Here is a 23,007-nt window from a genome sequence, read left to right as displayed (position 1 = left end):
CGGCGACAGTCATGAGCATCCCCATCTTCCTCATCGGCCTTGAGCGGGCCACCGGGCGGGCGCGTCTGATGGAGCGGGAGCTCCGGCGGGCTGGCCTGTCGGCGACCCGCGTCAAGGCCGTCGATTGCGATGCGGCGACGCGCGAGGAATTTCTGCGCGACTGCCGCAGCGAGGGGCCGTGGGGCTATTTCCAGACCAAGGACATGGCCTGCACGCTGAGCCATGCGCGGGCCTGGGAGGCGGTGGTCGCCAGTGGTGCGGACAAGGCGCTGATCCTCGAAGACGACGTGTACCTGTCGCACGACCTGCGCCGGTGGCTGGACGATCCGGACTGGTGGCCGAGCGATGCCGGCATCGTCCGGTTCGAACGCTGGTGCAGCCCGCGGCTGCGCGTCGCCCTGGGCAAGAGCGTCCGGCACCATCTGGGGCGCGACATCTGCCCGCTGCGGTCCCGCAATCCGGGCGCGGCGGCCTATGCGCTGCGCCGCGACGTCGCGCAGTACCTGCTGGCGCAGCGCCCGTTCTGCATCACGGTGGACAACCTGCTGTTCAACCCTTCGGCCTCGGCGGCGGCGCGGCGGATCGGGGTCTACCAGGTGCAGCCGGCGCTGGTCGAACAGGGCAATACCGTGGCCGAGGAAGACCAGATGGGGCAGCTGCGCATGCGCCCCGAGGGATGGACCCTGCTGCGCCAGAAGATCCGGCGGGGCATCGCCGAAGTCAGCGGCGGTCTGCGGACCGTTTTCGACGTGGCGCTGGGAAGGGCCACGCTGGAGAGAATTCAATACGAGCCGGTCGTTCTGCCCGTCTCGACCCCCACGCAAACACATACCGATTGAAGAAAGAGAGAACATGGCAGTCCTCATCGACGAAAACACCAAGGTCATCTGTCAGGGCTTTACCGGCTCGCAGGGCACATTCCACAGCGAACAGGCCATCGCCTATGGCACCAAGATGGTCGGCGGCGTGACCCCCGGCAAGGGCGGGATGGAGCATCTGGGCCTGCCGGTGTTCAACTCGGTCCACGAGGCCAAGGCGGTGACCGAGGCCAATGCGAGCGTGATCTACGTGCCGCCGCCGTTTGCCGCGGATTCGATCCTCGAGGCGATCGACGCCGAGATGGAGGTGATCGTCTGCATCACCGAGGGCATCCCGGTTCTGGACATGATGAAGGTCAAGCGCGCGCTGGAAGGGTCGAAATCGACGCTGATCGGGCCGAACTGCCCCGGTGTCATCACGCCGGACGCCTGCAAGATCGGCATCATGCCCGGCCACATCCACAAGCGCGGCTCGGTCGGCGTGGTGTCGCGTTCGGGCACCCTGACCTATGAGGCGGTCAAGCAGACCACCGATGTGGGTCTGGGCCAGTCCACCTGCGTGGGCATCGGCGGCGACCCGATCAAGGGCACCGAGCATATCGACGTGCTGGAGTGGTTCCTGGCCGATGACGAGACCACATCGATCATCATGATCGGCGAGATCGGCGGCAGCGCCGAGGAGGAAGCCGCGCAGTTTCTGGCGGATGAGGCCAAGAAGGGCCGCAAGAAGCCGACCGCCGGTTTCATCGCGGGCCGCACCGCGCCTCCGGGCCGCCGCATGGGCCACGCGGGCGCCATCGTCGCCGGCGGCAAGGGCGGCGCCGAGGACAAGATCGAAGCCATGCGCAGCGCCGGGATCGTCGTGGCCGAAAGCCCGGCGCAGCTGGGTGAAGCCGTGCTGGAAGCGATTGGGTAAGTGACCCGGGACCGGGCATATGCTCTGAGGGCAGCGCCCGGCCCGAGGGTGGGCGAGAAGCGCCCGCCTTTGGGGGCGGGTCGGGCGCTGCCCGGCGGTGCCCGCCGGGCGGGAGGTTCGTCATGACGGTTCTTTTCAAACACGGCTGCGCTTGCCGGCGAGGTGCCGCATGACCTTCTCCGACGCCATCCGCACCTGTTTCTCCAAGTTCCTCACCTTCTCGGGCCGTGCCGCGCGGTCCGAATACTGGTTCTTTTTCCTGTTCGTCGTAATCTGCAACGTCATCGCCGGGGCCATCGACTGGCAGTTCTTCACGCAGGTGGTCGAGACCGAATCCAACGGCGTCCGGGTCGTGGCGTCCACCTCGGCGCAGCCAGTGCAGACAGTGGTCGGCGTGGTGCTGTTTCTCCCGCATCTGGCCGTCGCCTGGCGGCGGATGCACGATACCGGGCGCAGCGGGCTTTATGCGCTGCTGCCGATCCTGCTGTTTTTCGGAGCCATGGCCGTGCTGGTCTTTGGCATCGGCCTGGCGAGCCAGTTCCAGCATGGCGGATCGCTCGACATCCTGTTCACCCGCGCCACGCTGCTGATCGTCATTCCGACACTTCTGGTACTCTTTGTGTCGCCCCTCCTGGTGCTGTGGTGGCTGACCCGCCCCAGCCAGCCAGGCACCAATCAATACGGTCCCAACCCTCATGAGGTAGCCCAATGACCGAACATACGCCCAACACCGCCTTTCACGCCTCGAGCTTCATGCAGGGGCACAATGCCGCGTATCTGGAACAGCTCTATGCCCAGTATGCCAACGACCCGGGGGCGGTGGACGCCGCCTGGGGCGAATTCTTCCGGCAGATGGGCGACGCTGAGCTGGACGTGAAGAAAGAGGCCCACGGCCCGTCCTGGGCGCGTCCCGACTGGCCGCCGATGCCGAACGACGATCTGACCGGCGCGCTGACCGGCGAATGGGCCGAGATCGACGCCAAGGCCGCCGGCGACAAGATCAAGAAGAAAGCCTCGGAAACCGGGGCCGTGGTAAGCGAGGACCAGATCAAGCGCGCGGTGCTGGATTCGATCCGCGCCCTGATGCTGATCCGGGCCTACCGGATCCGGGGGCATCTGGTGGCGGATCTGGACCCGCTGGGCATCCGGGCCACCACCCCGCATCCCGAACTGGACCCCAAGACCTATGGGTTCTCGGATGCCGACATGGACCGGCCGATCTTCATCGACAACGTGCTGGGGCTGCAGATGGCCTCGATGCGGCAGATCGTCGAGATCGTCAAACGGACCTACTGCGGCACCTTCGCCATGCAGTACATGCACATCTCGGACCCCGAGCAGGCCGCCTGGCTGAAGGAGCGGATCGAGGGGTACGGCAAGGAGATCTCGTTCACCCGCGAGGGGCGCAAGGCGATCCTCAACAAGATGGTCGAGGCCGAAGGGTTCGAGAAGTTCCTGCACGTGAAATACATGGGCACCAAGCGGTTCGGCCTGGACGGGGGCGAGGCGCTGATCCCGGCGATGGAACAGATCATCAAGCGCGGCGGCGCGCTGGGGCTGAAGGAAATCGTCATCGGCATGCCGCACCGGGGCCGTCTGAACATCCTGGCCAACGTGATGGGCAAGCCGTACCGCGCGATCTTCAACGAATTCCAGGGCGGCAGCTTCAAGCCCGAGGACGTGGACGGCTCGGGCGACGTGAAGTATCACCTGGGCGCGTCGAGCGACCGGGAATTCGACGGCAACACCGTGCACCTGTCCCTGACCGCGAACCCGTCGCACCTTGAGGCGGTGAACCCGGTGGTTCTGGGCAAGGTCCGCGCCAAGCAGGATCAGCTGAACGACGCCGACCGCACCAGGGTCATGGGCATTCTTCTGCACGGCGACGCGGCCTTTGCCGGCCAGGGGGTCGTGGCCGAAGGGTTCGGCCTGTCGGGCCTGCGCGGGCACCGTACCGGCGGCACCATGCATATCGTGGTCAACAACCAGATCGGCTTTACCACCGCGCCGCATTTCAGCCGCTCGTCCCCCTATCCGACCGACATCGCGCTGATGGTCGAGGCGCCGATCTTCCACGTCAACGGCGACGACCCCGAGGCGGTGGTGCATGCGGCCAAGGTGGCCACCGAGTTCCGGCAGAAGTTCCACAAGGACGTGGTCATCGACATGTTCTGCTATCGCCGGTTCGGCCACAACGAGGGCGACGAGCCCATGTTCACCAACCCGGTCATGTACAAGCGGATCAAGACCCACAAGACCACGCTGTCGCTCTATACCGAACGGCTGGTCAAGGACGGGCTGATCCCCGAGGGCGAGATCGAGGACATGAAGGCCGCGTTCCAGGCGCATCTGAACGACGAGTTCGAGGCCGGCAAGAACTTCAAGCCGAACAAGGCCGACTGGCTGGACGGGCGCTGGTCGCATCTGGACAAGAACAAGGAAGAATACGTGCGCGGGGAAACCGCGATCACGCCCGAGACCCTGGCCGAGGTCGGCGGCGCGCTGACCCGCGTGCCCGAAGGGTTCGCCCTGCACAAGACGGTGGCCCGTCTGTTGGAGCACAAGAAGCAGATGTTCGAGACCGGTCAGGGATTCGACTGGGCGACGGGCGAGGCGCTGGCCTTTGGCTCTTTGCTGACGGAGGGCTATCCGGTGCGGCTGGCCGGGCAGGATTCGACGCGCGGCACGTTTTCGCAGCGGCATTCCGGCTTTGTGCATCAGGAAACCGAAGAGCGGTACTATCCGCTCAACCACATCCGTGCGGGGCAGTCGAATTTCGAGGTGATCGACTCGATGCTCAGCGAATACGCGGTGCTGGGCTTCGAATACGGCTATTCGCTGGCCGAGCCCAACGCGCTGGTGCTGTGGGAGGCGCAGTTCGGCGATTTCGCCAACGGCGCGCAGATCATGTTCGACCAGTTCATCAGCTCGGGCGAGAGCAAGTGGCTGCGCATGTCGGGCCTGGTCTGCCTGCTGCCGCACGGGTTCGAGGGGCAAGGCCCCGAACACTCGTCGGCGCGGCTGGAGCGGTTCCTGCAGATGTGCGGCCAGGACAACTGGATCGTGGCCAACTGCACGACGCCTGCGAACTATTTCCACATCCTGCGCCGTCAGCTGCACCGCACCTTCCGCAAGCCGCTGATCCTGGTGACGCCCAAGTCGCTGCTGCGCCACAAGCTGGCGGTCAGCACGGCCGAGGATTTCACCACCGGCTCCAGCTTCCACCGGGTGCTGTGGGACGATGCGCAGAAGGGCAATTCGGACACCAAGCTCAAGCCCGATGACAAGATCAAGCGCGTGGTCCTGTGTTCCGGCAAGGTCTATTTCGACCTGCTGGAGGAGCGGGACGCGCGGGGGATCGACGATGTCTATCTGCTGCGGATCGAACAGTATTACCCGTTCCCGGCGCATTCGCTGATCAGCGAGCTGGAACGGTTCAAGCAGGCCGAAATGGTCTGGTGCCAGGAAGAGCCCAAGAACCAGGGCGCCTGGACCTTCATCGAACCCAATATCGAGTGGGTTCTGACCCGCATCGGCGCGAAACACAGCCGTCCCACCTATGTCGGCCGCCCGACATCGGCCTCGCCCGCGACGGGTCTGGCCAGCCAACACAAAGCCCAACAAGAGGCGCTCGTGAACGAAGCGCTGAGCATCGAAGGAAAATGACCGATGACGATTGAAGTGCGTGTCCCCACGCTTGGCGAATCCGTGACCGAAGCCACGGTCGCCACCTGGTTCAAGAAACCCGGCGATGCCGTGGCCGTTGACGAGATGCTCTGCGAGCTGGAAACCGACAAGGTGACGGTCGAGGTGCCCTCGCCCGCCGCCGGCGTGATGGGCGAGATCGTCGCCGCCGAGGGCGAGACCGTGGGCGTCGATGCCCTGCTGGCCACCATCGCCGCGGGCGAAGGCGCGGACCCTGCCCCGGCCGCGGCAGCGGAAGAAGCCCCCAAGGCCGACCCCGCCCCGGCGGCGCAGGGCGGCACGGTCGATGTCATGGTGCCGACGCTGGGCGAATCCGTGACCGAGGCGACGGTCTCGACCTGGTTCAAGCAGGTCGGCGATGCGGTCGCGCAGGACGAGATGCTGTGCGAGTTGGAGACCGACAAGGTTTCGGTCGAAGTGCCTTCTCCCGCCGCGGGCGTTCTGGCCGAGATCGTGGCCCCGGAGGGCACGACCGTGGACGCCACGGCGAAGCTGGCGGTCATCTCGGGCAGCGCCTCGGGGGCGAGCCCGGCACCGGCCGCTCCGGCGGCGGCCGTGACCCCGGCCGTGGCCACCGGCGGCGCCAGGGACGTGGCCAATGCGCCCTCGGCCGAAAAGGCGATGGCCGAAGCCGGGCTGTCGGCGGATCAGGTCACTGGCACCGGCCGGGACGGGCGCATCATGAAAGAGGACGTGGCCCGGGCCGTCGCCACCGCCTCCGCACCGGCTGCCGCCGAGGCCCCGGCCGCCGCGCCGCGTGCGCCGGTCGCCGCGGAAGACGCCGCGCGGGAAGAGCGGGTGCGCATGACGCGCCTGCGCCAGACCATCGCCAAGCGTCTGAAGGACGCCCAGAACACCGCCGCGATCCTGACCACCTACAACGAGGTGGACATGACCGAGGTGATGGCGCTGCGCAACCAGTACAAGGAACAGTTCGAGAAGAAGCACGGCGTGCGCCTGGGCTTCATGTCGTTCTTCACCAAGGCCTGCTGCCACGCGCTGAAAGAGGTTCCCGAGGTCAATGCCGAGATCGACGGCAATGACATCGTCTACAAGAACTATGTCCATATGGGCGTCGCCGCGGGAACGCCGCAGGGCCTGGTGGTGCCGGTGATCCGCGACGCCGACAGCATGTCGTTCGCGGCCATCGAGAAGGCGATTGCCGAGAAGGGCAAGCGCGCCCGCGAGGGGAAGCTGAGCATGGCCGAGATGCAGGGCGGCACCTTTACCATCTCGAACGGCGGCGTCTATGGCTCGCTGATGTCGTCGCCGATCCTGAACCCGCCGCAGTCGGGCATTCTGGGGATGCACAAGATCCAGGAGCGCCCGATGGTCATCAACGGCGAGATCAAGATCCGCCCGATGATGTATCTGGCGCTGAGCTATGACCACCGGATCGTGGACGGCAAGGGGGCGGTGACGTTCCTGGTCCGCGTGAAAGAGGCGTTGGAAGACCCGCGCCGCCTGCTGATGGATCTGTGATATGGCGACGCACGTACTCTGGCAGGCCGATGTCGCGGATTTCGATGTCTGGCTCAAGGTGTTTCGCGAGGACAAGGTGATGCGGAAATCCGCCGGCATCCGCGACCTGCACGTGTGGCGCGACCCGGATCAGGACAGTCACGCGGTCGCGCTGTTCGAGGTGCTCGACCTGGAAAAGGCCCGGAACTTCTTTGAATCCGAGGAACTGGCCATGCACCACGAGCGCGGCGGGATCGCGCATATTCAGATCAAGCTGCTGTCGCCGGTCTGAGCGAAACACAGGGCGGTCCATGGCCATTGGATCGCCCCATTGCCGGGCGCAGCACCGGAAGGTTTAGGAGAAGAGAATGGCAAATTATGACGTCATCGTAATCGGCGCCGGTCCCGGCGGCTATGTCTGCGCCATCCGCTGCGCGCAGCTGGGGTTGAAGACCGCCGTGGTCGAGGGGCGCGAGACGCTGGGCGGCACCTGCCTGAACGTGGGCTGCATCCCGTCCAAGGCGCTGCTGCACGCCAGCCACCAGTTGCATGAGGCCGAGCACAATTTTGCCAAGATGGGCCTGAAGGGAAAAAGCCCCTCGGTCGATTGGAAACAGATGCTGGCCTACAAGCAGGAGACCATCGAGGCCAACACCAAGGGCATCGAATTCCTGTTCAAGAAGAACAAGATCGACTGGCTCAAGGGCTGGGGCTCGATCCCCGAGGCGGGCAAGGTCAAGGTCGGCAACGATGTGCATGAGGCCAGGAACATCATCATCGCGTCCGGGTCCGAGCCGTCGTCGCTGCCCGGCGTCGAGGTGGATGAAAAGGTCGTCGTGACCTCGACCGGGGCGCTGGAACTGGGCAAGATTCCCAAGAAGATGGTCGTCATCGGCGCGGGCGTGATCGGGCTGGAGCTGGGCTCGGTCTATCAGCGGCTGGGCGCGGATGTGACGGTGATCGAATATCTGGACGCGATCACGCCGGGCATGGATGGCGAGGTGCAGAAGACGTTCCAGCGCATCCTCAAGAAACAGGGGTTGAAATTCGTCATGGGCGCGGCGGTGCAGAAGACCGAGGCGACCAAGACCAAGGCCAAGGTGACGTACAAGCTGCGCAAGGACGACAGCGAGCATGTGCTGGATGCGGATGTGGTGCTGGTCGCCACCGGCCGCCGCCCCTTTACCGAGGGGCTGGGGCTGGACAAGCTGGGGATCGAGACCACCAAGGGCGGGCAAATCAAGGTCGGCAAGGACTGGCAGACCAGCGTCAAGGGCATCTATGCCATCGGCGACGCCATCGAGGGGCCGATGCTGGCGCACAAGGCCGAGGACGAGGGCATGGCCGCCGCCGAGCAGGTCGCGGGCAAGCATGGTCACGTCAATTACGGTGTCATCCCGGGGGTGATCTATACCTGGCCCGAGGTCGCGAATGTGGGCGAAACCGAAGAAACGCTCAAGGAACAGGGCCGCGCCTACAAGGTGGGCAAGTTCATGTTCATGGGCAACGGCCGGGCCAAGGCCAATTTTGCCGCCGACGGATTCGTGAAGATCCTGGCGGACAAGGAGACCGACCGCATCCTTGGCTGCCACATCATCGGCCCGGCGGCGGGCGATCTGATCCACGAGGTCTGCGTGGCGATGGAGTTCGGCGCCGCGGCCGAGGATCTGGCGCTGACCTGCCACGCCCATCCGACCTATTCCGAGGCGGTGCGCGAGGCGGCGCTGGCCTGCGGCGACGGGCCGATTCACGCCTGACGACTACGACTCCGGCGGCCGGGCTGCCGGGGTCAACCAAGCCTGCAAATAGGTCTCGAGCCTGTCGGTGAAGGTCGTCGCCGCGTGCAGGGCGCAGAATTTCAGCGACATGGCCTGAACGGCAAAGGCCTGTACGCCCTCGGCCAGCAGTTCCGGCGGCACGTCCTGCCGGACCTCGGCCTGATCCAGCCACATCATCACCACCCGGAAATACCGTTCGAAACAGTATGCGATCGGGCCGATCTCGGCGATGGCGGCGGCCCCGGAATAGCGGATCAGCAGGTCGAACACATAGCGTTCCGACATCATGAAATCGTGCACCGGGGCCAGCGCCGCGATGATTTCGGGCACGGTTTTCGGCGTCGGCGCGGCCTGGGCCTGATCCAGACAGGCGTCCAGTTTTTCGCCGATCAGGATCTCCATCAGCGCGTCCTTGTCGCGGAAATGCGCAAAGAAGGTGCCCTTGGCCACCCCGGCGGCCTGCACCACCTCTTCCACCCGCAACGCCTCGTATCCGTTCTTGTGCACCACGTCCGCCGCCGCCTGCAGCAGCTTGGCGCGGGTCTTCAGGGTTCGTTTCTGGATCGTCTTCTGCATGCGGCTTGTTCGCATGTTTTTTGACCGTGGTCAAATTTATTATTGACCGTGGTCACTTTTTGAGTCTAGAAACTGACCGTGGTCAATTTCAGGAGAGTCGCAATGCAAGCCAAGAACATTCTCGTCCTCGACGGACACCCCGCCGAAAGCAGCCTGTCGCGCACCTTTGCGGACACCTATGCCGAGGCCGCCCGCGCCAAGGGCCATGACGTGCGGATCGTTCACCTGAGCGATCTGGAGTTCGATTTCGATTTCGGACAGGGCAACTACCATGACTTCAAACCGCTGGAGCCGGTTCTGGAACAGGTGCTGCAGGATTTCGAATGGAGCGAGCACCTGGTGCTGACGACGCCGATGTGGTGGGGCGGCCTGCCCGCCAAGCTGAAGGGGCTGATCGACCGGATGTTCATCCCGGGCCGCACCTTCGACACCCGCAATCCGAACAGGCTCGGGCTGCCGGCGCCGATGCTGCGCGGACGCACCGCGCGGGTGATCATCACCTCGGACACGCCGGGCTGGTTCATGCGGCTGGCCTATCGCCGGGCGCTGATCCACCAGATGCGCGGGCAGGTGCTGGGCTTTGTCGGGTTCAAGCCGACGCGGTTCACCTGGTTTTCCGGCGCCAGCTATCCCGAGCGGGGCAGCGTCGAACGCTGGATCGCGCGGGTGACGCGGCTGGGCGCCGCTGCGGCGTGATCACCACATGGTCCGGGCGGCGCGGGCGTCCCATTCGCGGTCGTATTGCGCGCCGCCTTCCTCGCCATCCGTCATTTCGGCCAGGATCTCGCCCATGGTCGGCAGGTCGCGGCTGTCGTCGCCGCAGGTCCAGGCCCGCGCCCGCAGGAGCGCCCGCGCGCATTGGGTGTAGATCTCGGTGATTTCGATGACGATGACGGTCGCCGGCCGCTTGCCCTGTTTTTCGAACCGGGCGCGCAGGGCCGCATCGGCGGTCAGCCGCGCCCTGCCGTTGACCCGCACCACGTTGTTGGAACCCGGAACCATGAACATCAGCGCCACGCGCGGATCGCGGACGATGTTGCGCAGGGAGTCCAGACGGTTGTTGCCGCGCCAGTCCGGCATCGCCAGCGTGCCCGGATCGAGCTCTTGCACCACCGGGCCATCGTCCCCCCGCGGGCTGCCATCGACCCCTTCGGGGCCGACCGTGCTGAGGATGCAGAGGCGCGAGGCCATGATCCATTTGCGGTAAAGCGGCGTCATCCGCCGCGCCACCTTGCGCAGGGCCGGCGCGCTGGGGGCGCCGTAGAGCGCCTCGAGCGCGGTTGTGTCGTCAATGTAGTCCATCCGGATCAAACCCCACCTGGCGCATCAGTTCGTTCGAGCGGCTTTCGATTGCGGTTTCGAGCCGCGCCATGAATGTGTCGCGCGCGACCCCCGGCTCGATCGGGTCGAGAAATTCGACAATGGCGTGGCCCGGCTTGCGCAGGATGCCGGTGCGCGGCCAGAACACGCCGACATTCGTGGCGGCGGGCACGCAGGGGTTGTTCAGGCCCTCGTACAGCACCGCCGTGCCCACCTTGTAAGGCTTGTAGGCTCCCGGCGCCACCCGCGTGCCCTGCGGGTAGATGATCAGCTGCCCCGGCTCGGAGAATTCCTTGGCGACATCCTTGACCATCTTGGCAATCGCCGCACCCTTCTTGCCGCGGTTCACCGGGATGCAGCCCAGCCGCTTGGCGTAGATGCCGATGATCGGGGTCCACAGCAATTCGCGCTTCATGATGAATTTCGCATGCGGGACGGCATCGAAGATCAACAGGATGTCCAGAAAGGACTGGTGCTTGGCCGCGACCATCACCTCGCCGGTCGGGACCGGTCCGCGCACCTCGCCGCGGATGCCGACCATCCAGCGCGTCAGCCAGATCGTCGTGCGGGCATAAAGCTTGCAGGCCCTGAGCGCGCCTTTTTTGGAGAACAACGCATAGGGCGCGAACAGAAGCCCGAGCACCCCCATCCAGAGGTAGATCAGGACCAGAAACACGAGGGATCGCAGCCATTGAACCGCGTTCGACATCAGGCAAGCTCCTTCAACCGGCGATGCGCCGCGGCCCAGGTGGCGGCAAAGGCGACGACCGCGCCCAGCGGCGGGATCAAGAGGGGCAGCAGCCAGCCGAGGCCCTGGAAGCCGAGGCCGGTCAGGAAACCGCCCGCATCCGCGGCATCCGGCAGTAGCAGAACCCCGGTCATGCCGAGCACCATGCCGATCGCCGATCCGATCAGGGCGCGGAAGGTGAACCGCCGTACGAAGGCCCCGGCGATGAAGCCGTCGCGCGCGCCGATCAGGCGCAGAACCTCGATGACCTGGGCATTGGCCGACAGCGCCGCGTTCGCGGCCAGCGTGATCATCGCCGCGGTGGCCCCGCCGATCAGCAGCACCGAGACCAGCGCCAGCCGCCGCAGCGCATGGGCGGCCTCGACCAGCGGCGCGCGCCATCGCGCGTGGTCGTCCAGGACCGCGCCGGGCACCTCGGCGCTCAGCCGCAGGCGCAGGCCGGTCGGGTCATAGCCGTGCTCGGCCTTGACGATTTCGATCAGTTGCGGGATCGGCAGCGTGTCCAGCGGCAGATCGGGGCCGAACCACGGCGCCAGCAGCGCGGCCTGTTCCTCGACGCTCAGGGCGCGGGCCGAGGCGACACCGGGCGTCTGCCGCAGGATGTCCAGCGCCCGTTCGGTCTGGGTCGCGCGTTCTTCGGCCGGGGCGCTGATGCGCAGGGTCGCCGCGCTGGCCAGTTCCGACGCCCACCGGTCGGCCAGCCGCCCGGCCGCCAGCGACAGCGCCAGGGCGAAGACCGCCAGAAACGCCATGGCGCCCGAGACAAACACCGTCAGCTGCGCGGTGATGCCCGTGCGCGGCACGACCCGGTCGGCGCGCGTGTCCCGCAGGGACAGATCGCGGAGGGCGGCGATGTTCACAGATCCGCCCCCGCCAGTTGCAGGCGCCGCTTGGCGATCCGCAGGACGCGCGCCTGAACCTGGTTCTTGACGGCCCGCACGAGGCTCAGGTCGTGGGTGGCGATCAGGACGGTCTTGCCCATCCGGTTCAGCTCGATCAGCAGATGCAGCAGCCGCTGGGACATGTCCCAATCGACATTGCCGGTGGGCTCGTCCGCCAGCACCACTTCGGGCGACATGATCACCGCGCGGGCCAGCGCCGCGCGCTGCCGTTCGCCCCCCGACAGTTCCGGCGGCAGGGCCTGCGCGCGTTTGCCCAGGCCGACCCATTGCAGGAGTTCGGCAAGGTTGGTTTCCTCGGATTTCGGATCGCGCCCCGAGACCAGCAGCGGCAAGGCGACGTTTTCCGCGACCGGCAGGTGGTCGAGAAACCGGCAATCCTGATGCACGACACCGATCCGGCGGCGCAGCAGCGCGGTACGGTCGCGGTCGAGCCCGCGCAGATCCTCGCCGAACGCGCTGAGATGGCCCGCGGTCGGGATCAGCGCGCCGTAGCAGAGTTTGAGAAAGGTGGTCTTGCCCGCGCCCGAGGGGCCGGTCAGGAAATGGAACGAGCCCGGCGCAAGCTGAACCGAGATGTCGCTCAGCAATTCGTTGCCATCATAGCCGTAGCTCACGTTTTCCAGCTCGATCAAAAACCGCTCCCGTCGATATTTCGGCCTTCTTGCCCCAGCGCGGGGATGGTTTCAATGCCCGCAACCGCCACGATTGCCGCGCGCGGCAGAGAAAATCGGAAAACGATCTTTGCCTGTAGGTTGTATCCGTCTATGATTTTGTGAAAAATCACGAACACGCCGCGAGCAAGGCTGGAGGCAGTATGCGTCTGACATGTCCGAATTGCGGAGCCAAATACGAGGTTCCGGACGAGGTTATCCCCAAGGCGGGGCGGGACGTACAATGCTCGAATTGCGATGAGATCTGGTTTCAGACACATCCCGACGCCCCCCAGACCGACACGCCGCAGCCCGACGACGCGGAGGCCGACGCGCCTGCGGACAAGGCCGGGGCCGCAGCCGGTGACGACACGGCGGATACTGCCGAAACGGCCGGGGCGGAACCGAAGGAGGCGGAGCCCGACACCAAGCCGGAAGAGGCTCCGGCGCCCGCCGGCGGCCAGCGCAGACTCGACCCCGCGGTGGCCGACATCCTGCGCGAGGAGGCGGAGCGTGAGGCCGACATGCGCGCCAAGGAGGCCGAAACCCTGGAAAGCCAGCCGGACCTGGGGCTGGACGCCGCTGCCAGCGACAAGACGCCGGACGGTGCGGGCACAACGACCAAAGTGAGCAAACCACCGGCGTCCGAGGCGCGCAGCGCGGCGTTGCCCGATGTCGATGAGATCAACTCGTCGCTGCGCGGCAGCGAAAGCGACTTGGGTGCGGAGCAGTCAGGGCGCGCGGCCTCGGGCCGTGGCTCCAGCGGGTTCGCGCGCGGCTTCGCGCTGATCCTGATCGTCGGGGTGGTCCTGATGCTGATCTACAGCAACGCCTCGCGCATCACGCAGACCATTCCGCAGGCCGAGCCGGTGCTGCACTCCTACGTCACCATGGTCGATCAGGCGCGGGTCTGGCTGGAAGCGCAGGCGGCGTCGATCCAGAACTGACGGTTCAGAACCGCTCCAGCAGACGTTTGAGATAGTCCAGCTCGATCTTGGGCCGGTCGGTTTCGCCCGTGCGCCGGCGGATCTCGTCAAGCAGTTCGCGCGCCCGGCGATACACGTCTTCGCCCTGCAACAGGTTGTCCTCGGTCGAAATTGAACCGGCCGCGCCCTGATTGCGCCCGAGCGGATCCAGGTTGCGGGCCTGCATCTCGCCGTCTTCGGTGCCCTGTCCCGGCTGCGTCTGCTGTTGCTGCGCCAGCGCCTCGCCCAGGGCGCGCATGCCTTCGCGCAGGGCGTCCATCGCCTCGGCCTGATGGTCGATGGCGTCGGCCAGGTCGTCGCTGCGCAGCGCCTCTTCGGCGCCATCCATCGCGCGTCCGGCGCGGTCCAGCGCATCGCGCGCGGCGTCGCCCTCGGGCGTGCCCTGTCCGGGCAGGCCCTGCTGCTGCCGCTCCAGCTCGTTGCGCAGCGCCTGCTGCCGGTCGGCCAACGAGCCCTGGCCCTGTTCGCCGCCGCCGGGGTCGTTGGAGCCCTGGCCGCGCCCGCCCTGGCCCTCGTGGCTCTGGCCGCGGCCCTCGCCGCCCGAGCGGCCCTGATTGTTCTGGCTCTGGCCGGATTGGGCGCCGGGGTTGAACTGTTCCTGCAGGTCGCGGAAGGCGTCGTCACTCAGCCCCTGCTGATTGCGCAGGGTTTCGGCCAGACCTTCCATGGCCTGCTGGCCTTCGGACTGGCCGCCCTGCCCCTGGCTTTGGGTCACGCGCATGTTTTCCATCATCTGCTGGAATTCCTGCAGCGCCTGCTGGGCCTCGGCCATGCGCCCCTGTTCCATCAGCTCCTGAATGCGGTCCATCATGCGCTGCAGATCGTTCTGCGTCATCTGCATGGTCTCGCCGTTCAGGTTCTGCGGGTTGCGGTCGCCGTCCTGACCGTCCTGTTGGGCCTGGCGCTGCAACTGGCGCAGATAGTCGTCCGTGGCCTCGCGCAGTTCCTGCATCAGCTCGGCGATCTCTTCGTCCGAGGCGCCGTTCTGCATCGCTTCGGCCAGGCGCTCCTGCGCGCGGCGCAGCCGTTCCAGCGCGTCGCTCAGCGTGCCTTCCTCGAGCAGGATGGCGAGATCCCACAGCGCCTGCGCGATTTCGGCCTGCTGTTCGGGATCGAGACCGAATTCGGTGAAAGTTTCGAGCCGCCGCAGGATCACCCGCAGCCGCAGATAGGCGGTTTCCGACCGGAAGATGTCTTCGGGACGGTGCGAGACCGCGCGCAGCATCTGGGCCACGCGCGGCGCGTTGGATTTCGACCACAGCAGATCGCGGCGCTGTTCGATCACCGCCGCCGCCATCGGATCGAAGAACCGGCGGGCGGGCAGTGCGGTGGCGTAGGGTTTGGCCACGGCCTCCTGTTCGGAGGCATCGAGCGCCGAGAGCGTGATCGTGACCGGCAGATGCGCCCAGGGGTGCTGCGAGAAATCCTCGATCAGATCCTCTTCGAAATCGCTCCGGTCACCTGCGATGGGCATGGGCAGTTGCACGATGAGGGCCTCGCGTGGTTCCGGATCGGCCGCGAGCCCGTGCCGCCGGTCCACCGCCGACAGGTCGAGCGCGATCACCGCCTGCCCCGAGGTGACGCCGTAATCGTCCCGCGCCGCGAATGGCAGCAGCATCTGGCCGCCGGCCTCGGTCTTGGCCGCGCCGGCCACCTCGATCTCCGGCGGCTGGTCGGGCACGACCTGGAAGGTCCAGTCGCGGCCGCCCGGCCCCTGGATCTGCAGCCCGCCGGAGCGCGCGGCGATGATTTCCTGTTCGGGATCGGTCGCGGCCTCGGTGCCGCCGGCCGACACCGATTCCGAGAGCGTCAGCGCGCCGACCTCGCCGTAGAAGCGGAGGGTCAGGCGGCTGCCCTCGGGGATCTCGAAGGCGTCCTCGGCCAGATCGGCCAGGTAGAGCGTCGGGCGTCCGGTATAGCGGGGCGGTTCGATCCAGCCTTCCCAGGTGGGGCCCTGCGCGGCGGTGGCGCCGCCCGGTGTCAGATCGGCCATCGAGCCCACGCGCCACAGCGACCCGAACAGCAGCGCGATGACCAGAGCCAGCAGCGCGGCGTAGCGCAGCGCGAAGGGGTCGCGCGCCGCCAGACGCAGGTCGGGCTCGACCGGTCTTGCCGCCGCGGCGCGGTCGGCCATCCGCCGCTGATGGGCCTGCCACAGTTCCACGGAATCGTGGTCGAACGTGCCGATGGCCTGATCGTCCAGAAGCGCCTGGATCGGCCGCCCCGGCAGGGTCCGGTCAAGGCGGGCCAGCGCATCGGCATGGCGCGGCCAGTGGAACCGGCGGATCCCCAGCGCAAGGCTGACCAGAACGCCCAGCGCCGTCGCCAGCGCGGCGCCCCAGACGACTTCGACCGGCACGAGGTCTTGCAGGCCCAGCATCAACGCGGCCAGCGCGGCCATCACGACGCTGAAGAACGGCCAGAACGCGCGCAGCACCTGTTCGGCCAGCATCCCCGTGCGCGTCAGCCACAGAGTCAGCCTTGGAACCGGCAGTGGAGTCTTGGCGTTCACAACGGGCCTCCTGTCGGGCCCGCGCGGTCATCGCGTCAAAGCCACTCGGGTATGGTATCGCGGTTTATGATTTCGTCAAAGGTCGGACGTGGGCGAATAACCGCAAATTGATCCCCGTGCACCAGCACCTCGGGGATCAGGGGGCGGGTGTTGTATTCGCTGGACATCACCGCGCCATAGGCGCCCGCGCTGCGGAAGGCGACCAGATCGCCGGGCGCAAGCGGCGGCATGTCGCGCTGTTTGGCGAAGGTATCGCCGGTTTCGCAGACCGGGCCGACGATGTCATAGGGGCGCTGTTCCACGCCGGGCGCGGGCTCAACGACGGGCACGATGTCGTGGTACGCCTCGTACATGGCGGGGCGGATCAGGTCGTTCATGGCCCCGTCGATGATCAGGAAATCGCGGCCTTCGCCGGATTTCACATAGATCACCCGGGACACCATCAGGCCCGCATTGCCGGCGATCAGGCGGCCCGGTTCGATCTCGATCTCGCAATCCAGGTGGCCCAGCGTCTTCTTGATGAGCGCGCCGTATTCCACCGGCAGCGGCGGCGCGTCGTTCGAGCGGGAATAGGGGATGCCCAGGCCCCCGCCCAGGTCCAGCCTGCGGATGTCGTGCCCCTCGGCGCGGAGCCGCTCGGTGAGCTCGGCGACCTTGCGATAGGCCATCTCGAACGGTTCCAGATCGGTCAGTTGGGAGCCGATATGCACGTCGATCCCCACCACGTCGAGCCCCGGCAGGCGGGCGGCGTGGGCATAGACCTCGGACGCGCGGGCGATGGGGATGCCGAACTTGTTCTCGGATTTGCCGGTGGCGATCTTGGCGTGCGTCCGGGCGTCCACGTCCGGGTTCACCCGCACGGTGATCGGCGCGATCACGCCCAATTCCAGCGCGATGGCGTTGATCACCTCCATCTCGGGCTCGGATTCGACGTTGAACTGGCGCACCCCGCCGGTCAGGGCGGTGCGGATTTCGTCGGCGGTTTTGCCGACGCCGGAAAACACGATCCGCTCGCCCGGCACACCGGCCGCCTTGGCGCGCAGGTATTCGCCGACCGAGACCACATCCATCCCCGCCCCGGCCTGGGCCAGCGTTTTCAGGATCGCCTGGTTGCTGGCCGCCTTCATGGCGTAGCAGACGAGGTGGTCGGTGCCGTCCAGCGCCTCGTCGAACAGCCGGAAATGCCGCAGCAGCGTGGCGGTCGAATAGACGTAGAACGGCGTGCCCACCGAAGCGGCGATGTCCGAGATCGGCACGTCCTCGGCGAAAAGCGCGCCGTCGCGGTAGAGAAAGTGATCCATGCCAGCGCGCTTAGACCGAAAGAACCGTGCGGATCAATGGGGTTTGGAGCGCAGGAACAGGTAAAGTGGCAGGCCGCAACTCACGCCGATGCAGAAGGTGGCGGGAATGGCGACCAGATGCGCCCAGGTCTTGCGGCGCCAGACCTCGGCCAGCACCCAGACCGTCAGCGTCACCGCCGATATGGTCAGATCCCAGACCAGGCCCGACGTGGCCGCGTTGACGTTCCAGGCCGCGCCCATGCCGACAAGGTCGAAACCGTTTTCCCGGAACCATTGCAGGAACCAGCTCATCGGGTGAATGGCGCCCCAGATCGCCAGTGCGAGATAGATCAGTCGTAGCGGCGTCATGCGCACCTCCCTTTCGGGACCGCACATAGCGCGAGCGCGAGGCGCCGCAACCCGTTCAGAACCCAAAATATAGGTTGAGCGGTCCGCGATGCAGTCCGACCGCGCCGCCGACATGCGCGCCGCTGCCGGAAACGCCCACATTGGCGTTCAGCGTGGGCTGGATGGGTTCGCCGTCGGCCCCGCACCCCGCCAGGGCCAGGCCCGCAGCCGTCAGGATGATCGCGCGCAGCAATGTCATGCCAGTATCGCCTTCCATCTGTCGATCTGGGCACGGACCTGAGTCGGGGCCGTGCCGCCGTAGGACTGACGCGAGTTTACCGAATTTTCGACGCCAAGAACATTGTAGACATCCCCGGTGATGCCCGCATGGACCGATTGCATGTCCTGCAGAGACAGATCGGGCAGGTCGCAGCCCTGCTTTTCGGCCATCGCGACCAGCGACCCGGTGACGTGATGCGCCTCGCGGAAGGGCAGGCCCAGCACCCGCACCAGCCAGTCGGCCAGATCGGTCGCGGTTGAAAAGCCCGAGCCGGCGGCGGCCGCCAGGCTGTCGCGGTTGGCGGTCATGTCCCTGACCATGCCTTCCATCGCGGCCAGCGCCAGCATCCAGTTGTCGGCGGCGTCGAAGACCTGTTCCTTGTCCTCCTGCATGTCCTTGGAATAGGCCAGCGGCAGGCCCTTCATCACCATCATCAGCGCCGTGTTGGCACCAAAGATCCGGCCCACCTTGGCGCGGATCAGCTCGGCGGCGTCGGGGTTCTTTTTCTGCGGCATGATCGACGAGCCGGTCGAGAACCGGTCTGACAGGGTGACGAAGCGGAACTGGGCCGAGGACCAGATCACCAGCTCTTCGGCGAAACGCGACAGGTGGACCGCGCAGATCGAGGCGACCGACAGGAACTCGAGCGCGAAGTCCCGGTCGCTGACCGCATCCAGCGAGTTGGCGGCGGGCCGGTCAAAGCCCAGCGCCTCGGCCGTCATGTCGCGGTCGATCGGGAAGGAGGTGCCCGCCAGCGCGGCCGCGCCCAGCGGGCATTCGTTCATCCGGGCGCGCGCATCGCGCACGCGGCTCAGGTCACGGCCGAACATCTCGACATAGGCCATCATGTGGTGGCCCCAAGTCACCGGCTGGGCGGTCTGCAGGTGGGTGAAGCCGGGCATGACCCACTCGGCCCCGGCCTCGGCCTGCGCCAAAAGCGCGCGGATCAGGGCCAGCAGGCCGGATTCGGCGGCGTCCAGCTGATCGCGGACCCACAGCTTGAAATCGGTCGCCACCTGGTCATTGCGGCTGCGGCCGGTGTGCAGGCGGCCAGCGGGTTCGCCGATGATCTCTTTCAGGCGGGCCTCGACATTCATGTGGATGTCTTCCAGCGCGGTCGAGAACCGGAATTCGCCCCGCTCGATCTCTGACAAAACGGTGAGCAGCCCTTTCCGAATGGCCTCGGCATCACTATCAGTAATCACGCCCGTGGCGGCCAGCATGGCGGCATGGGCGCGCGAGCCTGCGATGTCCTGGGCAGCCATCCGCTTGTCGAACCCGATCGAGGCATTGATCGCCTCCATGATCGCGTCAGGACCGGCGGCAAAGCGGCCGCCCCACATCTGGTTCGAGGAGTGATCGGTCATGTTGGAAAACCCGGAGTTGATATGCGCCTTTATCGTCTGATCCCCCTTTATATGGCCCTCGCTCTGGGTGCAAACGCCGCGATGGCCGCCGATGTCGCGACCCTGGAGGGTCTGCGCGACGGCAGCATGAAACGGCTGATCCTGCATTCCGAACCCAAGCCGGTCGAGGCGGTCGAATTCCAGCTCGAAGACAACAAGGGCACCGGTTCACTGGCGGATTATCGCGGCAAATACGTGCTGGTGAATTTCTGGGCCACCTGGTGCGCCCCCTGCCGCAAGGAGATGCCGCAGATCGCCGAGTTGCAGGAGGAGTTCGGGGGCGACAAGTTCGAGGTTCTGACCCTGGCGACCGGGCGCAACTCGCCCAAGGGGATCGTCAAGTTCTTCGAGGAAAACGGCATCACCAACCTGCCGCGCCATCAGGATCCGAAACAGGCGGTGGCGCGGGAAATGGGTGTCGTGGGCCTGCCGATCACCGTGATCATCGACCCCGACGGCAACGAAATCGCGCGCCTGATCGGGGATGCCGAGTGGAATTCGGACAGCGCCAAGGCGATCATATCGGCGCTGATTGGCGGCGAGGGCTGAGTTTTCCGGAACCTCGCGATTCGTGCTATTCTCCCGACCATTGTTTATGGGGGAATTGCTATGAAACGCATTGTGTTGATACCAACCGTCGTCGCCACTGTCTTGATTTCTGGCGTGGCACAGGCGGACTACAAACGTATAAAGTCGGCTTCCCAATTCAACGCTGAGTTGGTCGGAAAAAGTTGGTAGATGAACAGGGGAATGTGTTCGTTGCCAATGCTGACGGCACTATTTCGGCAAAGCTGACAAACGGAAAAAAGTTCAGCGGAAACTGGGTGTGGAACAGAAAGTTCTGGTGCCGGAACGGCGTCCTGGACGGCAAGGAGTTGGGCACCGATTGCCAGGTTTTCGAGATTGACGGAAATTCTGTCAGGATGACCCGTGAAAAAGGCAAAGGACGCACGACAATCTATTCGCTTCAATAACCACCGATACTGCCGCTGCGTTTCCGTGATACACTGTATCCGACCCTAGCGGGTCGGGTTGCGGGTTGGTTCTGCGAGAAGGAGGCAAGCATGAAACCGGTAGTTTTGCTGATCGGGCGGCTGCCGAATGTGATCGGCGACGTGGCGCGGCAGCTGGAGCACCTGCCGATCGAATGGCTGGGCGCGCATGATCAGGTCGAAGTCAAACGGCAATTGGACGCCGAACCGCGCATCGTCTGCGCGATCATGGGTGCGGGGCTGGACGACAAGGTGCGTGGCGAAATGGTCGGCATCGTCGCCGCCCGCCGGCCGGATATCTGCATTCACCTCAAGGACAGGGCGTCGGGCCCCGAAGGCCTCGTGCCCTTTGTCGAGCGGGTGGTGCGCGGCCAGGTTCTTGACACGCTTCAGCCCGGCTGACGCGACGCCACCTTTGACTTGCTCCGTCAGGCTTTGCAGGTTTGGCGGTGGAGGTGTCGATGCCGTTGGAAATTCTGCTGGTTCTGGTCGTCGCCGGGATTGCCGGAATCGCGCTGTTGCTGCACCTGTCCGGCCGCTCGAACCAGCGCGTTCTGACGGCCGAGAGCGCGCGGGCCGAATGGACCCGGCATTTCCCCGACGACTGCATCGTCGATGTCACGCTGGCGCATGACGGCCATGCGGCGCTGTTGCGGACCGAGACCGGGCCGGGGCTGCTCTGGACCTTCGGCGCCGACACGGTTGCGCGGCATCTGCTGGATTACGACTGGCTCGACCATCCGCAGGGGCTGAAGATCTATTTCCACGACTTTGCCGCGCCGCAGGTTCTGGTTCGCCTCGACGAAACCGAGCGCCAGCACTGGCGCAATCTGATGAGATCACCATGACCGACCAGATCACCTATCCCGACGTGGTTCAGTGGGCCGTGCCGTTCTTCATTGCCGCCATTCTGGCCGAGTTCCTGTGGATCGCCGTCAGGGGCCGCGGCGGGCGGTACGAGACGCGCGACGCCGTGACCTCGTTGATCATGGGGGCGGGCAACGTGGCGTCGGGCCTGCTGCTGGGGTTCATCGCCTGGGCGTTCTTCATGTGGCTGTGGGAGCTGACCCCGCTGGATCTGGGCACCTCGATTCCGGTGGTCATCCTGTGTTTCGTGCTGGACGATCTGCGCTATTACTGGGTGCACCGGTTCGGGCACCGCATCCGCTGGGTCTGGGCCAGCCACGTGAACCACCACAGCTCGCAGCACTACAACCTGACCACCGCGCTGCGGCAGACCTGGACCTATACCTTCACCTTCATGATGGTGGTGCGCGTGCCGCTGATCCTGCTGGGGTTCCACCCCGCGATGGTGCTGTTCTGCGGCGGTCTGAACCTGATCTACCAGTTCTGGATCCACACCGAGGCGATCGGCAAGATGCCGCGCTGGTTCGAGGCGGTGATGAACACGCCGAGCCATCATCGCGTGCATCACGGCCGCAACGCGCGATACCTGGATTGCAACTATGCCGGCGTCTTCATCATCTGGGACAAGCTGTTCGGAACCTTCGTGCCGGAACAGGAGGAAGAGAAGGTCGATTACGGCCTGGTGCACAACATCGGCACGTTCAACCCGCTGCGCGTGGCCTTTCACGAATGGGTGGCGATCTTCCGCGACATCCTGCGACCGGGGCTGAGCCTGCGGCAGCGGCTGGGCTATGCCTTTGGGCCGCCGGGCTACAGCCATGACGGCAGCCGGGATACCTCGGACCGGATCAAGGCCAAGCACCTGGCCCGCCACCCCGAGCATCGCGGGACGCCGGGGTTTGAGCGGGCGGAGGCCGCTATCGGGGCGACCGCGCGCGAACAGACACAATAGCCGGGTTTTGCCGACGCCGGTCCGGGCCCGCTTGATTTTCCGGCCAAGCGCCCCATATCCCGGTGATCTGTTTCAGGTTTTCGATTGGAGGCCAGCATGGGCCGCACCACGGTATTCTTTGTCGCCATCGGATTGTTCGGATTGACCCTTGCGATGATCGCGGCGCTGAGCGCGCTTCCCGCCGCGCTCATCCTGGCCGGGTATGGGCTGATGGGACTCGGCACGCTCGGGGCGCTTTCCGGCGTGGTCCGCTCCCTGGTCTCGACCCGCTGACGCGCCCGGCGCGGGCGCCTTCGGGCATTCGCTAAAATCCTCCGGTTAACCTCTGCTTCACCTCCGGTCTCCGAAACTGCGGGCAGGCCCCGCGGATTCGGACAGGCAGGATGAGACGACCCAGGTTCAGAAAGGCGCAAGTGCCCGAGGGGGCCGAAAACCCCCTGAACGCCGCCGTCGCGGCGCGCGACCGGTCGGTGCTGGACATGGCGACCGAAGCGGTGCGGCACAAGCAAT

The 23,007-nt window shown here is 65.9% G+C and carries 24 protein-coding genes; 14 read left to right on the top strand and 10 right to left on the bottom strand.

Annotated elements, in window-relative coordinates; genetic code table 11:
* Positions 1–11 precede the first annotated feature (11 nt).
* From AC2FNJ_RS17330 to lpdA, 7 genes are all read left to right on the top strand, one after another.
* Positions 12–839 (top strand): glycosyltransferase family 25 protein, encoded by an 828-nt coding sequence (locus AC2FNJ_RS17330; protein WP_496765961.1) that lies wholly within the window; start codon positions 12–14, stop codon positions 837–839.
* A gap of 13 nt (positions 840–852) precedes the next feature.
* Complete coding sequence (gene sucD, locus AC2FNJ_RS17325; protein ID WP_496765959.1) at positions 853–1,734, top strand: succinate--CoA ligase subunit alpha; 882 nt, start codon at positions 853–855, stop codon at positions 1,732–1,734.
* A 169-nt stretch (positions 1,735–1,903) separates the two neighbouring features.
* A complete protein-coding gene (locus tag AC2FNJ_RS17320; protein WP_496765957.1) occupies positions 1,904–2,446 on the top strand; it encodes a DUF805 domain-containing protein in 543 nt (180 codons plus the stop codon).
* A complete protein-coding gene (locus AC2FNJ_RS17315) occupies positions 2,443–5,400 on the top strand; it encodes a 2-oxoglutarate dehydrogenase E1 component (protein WP_496765955.1) in 2,958 nt (985 codons plus the stop codon). Before AC2FNJ_RS17320 ends, AC2FNJ_RS17315 begins: the two co-directional genes overlap by 4 nt.
* Positions 5,401–5,403: 3 nt before the next feature.
* Positions 5,404–6,921: a 2-oxoglutarate dehydrogenase complex dihydrolipoyllysine-residue succinyltransferase gene (gene odhB, locus AC2FNJ_RS17310; protein ID WP_496765953.1), complete on the top strand. Its 1,518-nt coding sequence runs from the start codon at positions 5,404–5,406 to the stop codon at positions 6,919–6,921.
* Between the two features lies 1 nt (position 6,922).
* The gene (locus AC2FNJ_RS17305) at positions 6,923–7,192 is read left to right on the top strand and encodes a hypothetical protein (protein ID WP_496765951.1); all 270 of its coding nucleotides are present in this window, start codon (positions 6,923–6,925) and stop codon (positions 7,190–7,192) included.
* A gap of 76 nt (positions 7,193–7,268) precedes the next feature.
* On the top strand, positions 7,269–8,657 hold the full coding sequence (lpdA, locus tag AC2FNJ_RS17300) for a dihydrolipoyl dehydrogenase (protein ID WP_496765949.1): 1,389 nt from the start codon (positions 7,269–7,271) through the stop codon (positions 8,655–8,657).
* Between the two features lie 3 nt (positions 8,658–8,660).
* Here lpdA and AC2FNJ_RS17295 read toward each other — a convergent pair whose 3' ends face one another.
* Positions 8,661–9,254 (bottom strand): TetR/AcrR family transcriptional regulator, encoded by a 594-nt coding sequence (locus AC2FNJ_RS17295; RefSeq protein WP_496765947.1) that lies wholly within the window; start codon positions 9,252–9,254, stop codon positions 8,661–8,663.
* A 102-nt stretch (positions 9,255–9,356) separates the two neighbouring features.
* On the opposite strand from AC2FNJ_RS17295, the gene AC2FNJ_RS17290 reads away from it, so the two are divergent.
* Complete coding sequence (locus AC2FNJ_RS17290) at positions 9,357–9,950, top strand: NAD(P)H-dependent oxidoreductase (protein ID WP_496765946.1); 594 nt, start codon at positions 9,357–9,359, stop codon at positions 9,948–9,950.
* Here the strand turns inward: AC2FNJ_RS17290 and AC2FNJ_RS17285 are convergent, their stop codons facing one another.
* From AC2FNJ_RS17285 to AC2FNJ_RS17270, 4 genes are read right to left on the bottom strand one after another with little or no spacing between them, the layout of a single operon-like run.
* On the bottom strand, positions 9,951–10,556 hold the full coding sequence (locus tag AC2FNJ_RS17285; RefSeq protein ID WP_496765945.1) for a pyridoxamine 5'-phosphate oxidase family protein: 606 nt from the start codon (positions 10,554–10,556) through the stop codon (positions 9,951–9,953). It abuts the gene before it with no gap.
* Positions 10,543–11,283 (bottom strand): lysophospholipid acyltransferase family protein, encoded by a 741-nt coding sequence (locus AC2FNJ_RS17280; RefSeq protein ID WP_496765943.1) that lies wholly within the window; start codon positions 11,281–11,283, stop codon positions 10,543–10,545. The genes AC2FNJ_RS17285 and AC2FNJ_RS17280 overlap by 14 nt, the downstream gene beginning before the upstream one ends.
* Positions 11,283–12,176, bottom strand: coding sequence for a cell division protein FtsX (locus AC2FNJ_RS17275; protein WP_496765973.1), 894 nt, complete (start codon positions 12,174–12,176; stop codon positions 11,283–11,285). Before AC2FNJ_RS17275 ends, AC2FNJ_RS17280 begins: the two co-directional genes overlap by 1 nt.
* Before the next feature lie 2 nt (positions 12,177–12,178).
* Positions 12,179–12,856: a cell division ATP-binding protein FtsE gene (locus tag AC2FNJ_RS17270; protein ID WP_496765942.1), complete on the bottom strand. Its 678-nt coding sequence runs from the start codon at positions 12,854–12,856 to the stop codon at positions 12,179–12,181.
* Positions 12,857–13,038: 182 nt separating this feature from the next.
* On the opposite strand from AC2FNJ_RS17270, the gene AC2FNJ_RS17265 reads away from it, so the two are divergent.
* Positions 13,039–13,821, top strand: coding sequence for a zinc-ribbon domain-containing protein (locus AC2FNJ_RS17265; protein WP_496765940.1), 783 nt, complete (start codon positions 13,039–13,041; stop codon positions 13,819–13,821).
* 4 nt (positions 13,822–13,825) lie between these two features.
* On the opposite strand, the gene AC2FNJ_RS17260 is transcribed toward AC2FNJ_RS17265, so the two are convergent.
* The 5 genes from AC2FNJ_RS17260 to argH are packed head-to-tail and all read right to left on the bottom strand — an operon-like array spanning position 13,826 to position 19,647.
* Positions 13,826–16,372, bottom strand: a complete 2,547-nt coding sequence (locus AC2FNJ_RS17260) for a TIGR02302 family protein (protein ID WP_496765938.1) — start codon at positions 16,370–16,372, stop codon at positions 13,826–13,828.
* A 35-nt stretch (positions 16,373–16,407) separates the two neighbouring features.
* Positions 16,408–17,673: a diaminopimelate decarboxylase gene (lysA, locus tag AC2FNJ_RS17255; RefSeq protein ID WP_496765936.1), complete on the bottom strand. Its 1,266-nt coding sequence runs from the start codon at positions 17,671–17,673 to the stop codon at positions 16,408–16,410.
* Positions 17,674–17,706: 33 nt separating this feature from the next.
* Positions 17,707–18,021, bottom strand: a complete 315-nt coding sequence (locus AC2FNJ_RS17250) for a DUF2834 domain-containing protein (RefSeq protein ID WP_496765934.1) — start codon at positions 18,019–18,021, stop codon at positions 17,707–17,709.
* A gap of 55 nt (positions 18,022–18,076) precedes the next feature.
* Positions 18,077–18,259, bottom strand: coding sequence for a hypothetical protein (locus AC2FNJ_RS17245; protein WP_496765933.1), 183 nt, complete (start codon positions 18,257–18,259; stop codon positions 18,077–18,079).
* Complete coding sequence (gene argH, locus AC2FNJ_RS17240; RefSeq protein WP_496765931.1) at positions 18,256–19,647, bottom strand: argininosuccinate lyase; 1,392 nt, start codon at positions 19,645–19,647, stop codon at positions 18,256–18,258. The genes AC2FNJ_RS17245 and argH overlap by 4 nt, the downstream gene beginning before the upstream one ends.
* Positions 19,648–19,668: 21 nt before the next feature.
* Between argH and AC2FNJ_RS17235 the strand changes: the two genes are divergently transcribed.
* The 5 genes from AC2FNJ_RS17235 to AC2FNJ_RS17215 all read left to right on the top strand — a co-directional run bounded on the left by AC2FNJ_RS17235 (position 19,669) and on the right by AC2FNJ_RS17215 (position 22,770).
* Positions 19,669–20,235: a TlpA disulfide reductase family protein gene (locus AC2FNJ_RS17235; RefSeq protein WP_496765929.1), complete on the top strand. Its 567-nt coding sequence runs from the start codon at positions 19,669–19,671 to the stop codon at positions 20,233–20,235.
* Positions 20,236–20,750: 515 nt separating this feature from the next.
* Positions 20,751–21,080 carry a hypothetical protein gene (locus tag AC2FNJ_RS17230; protein ID WP_496765927.1) on the top strand — a complete coding sequence of 110 codons (330 nt, stop codon included), beginning with the start codon at positions 20,751–20,753 and terminating at the stop codon, positions 21,078–21,080.
* A gap of 59 nt (positions 21,081–21,139) precedes the next feature.
* Positions 21,140–21,526 carry a hypothetical protein gene (locus AC2FNJ_RS17225; protein ID WP_496765926.1) on the top strand — a complete coding sequence of 129 codons (387 nt, stop codon included), beginning with the start codon at positions 21,140–21,142 and terminating at the stop codon, positions 21,524–21,526.
* Entirely contained in the window at positions 21,523–22,497 is a 975-nt protein-coding gene (locus tag AC2FNJ_RS17220; protein WP_496765924.1) for a sterol desaturase family protein, read from the top strand. The genes AC2FNJ_RS17225 and AC2FNJ_RS17220 overlap by 4 nt, the downstream gene beginning before the upstream one ends.
* Positions 22,498–22,593: 96 nt before the next feature.
* Entirely contained in the window at positions 22,594–22,770 is a 177-nt protein-coding gene (locus AC2FNJ_RS17215) for a hypothetical protein (RefSeq protein WP_496765923.1), read from the top strand.
* Positions 22,771–23,007 lie beyond the last annotated feature (237 nt).

It is taken from the genome of Ruegeria sp. BHSB196, from assembly GCF_059613135.1.
The sequence above is the reverse complement of the archived record's forward strand: the minus strand, read 5'-3'. Positions and strand labels throughout refer to the sequence as shown.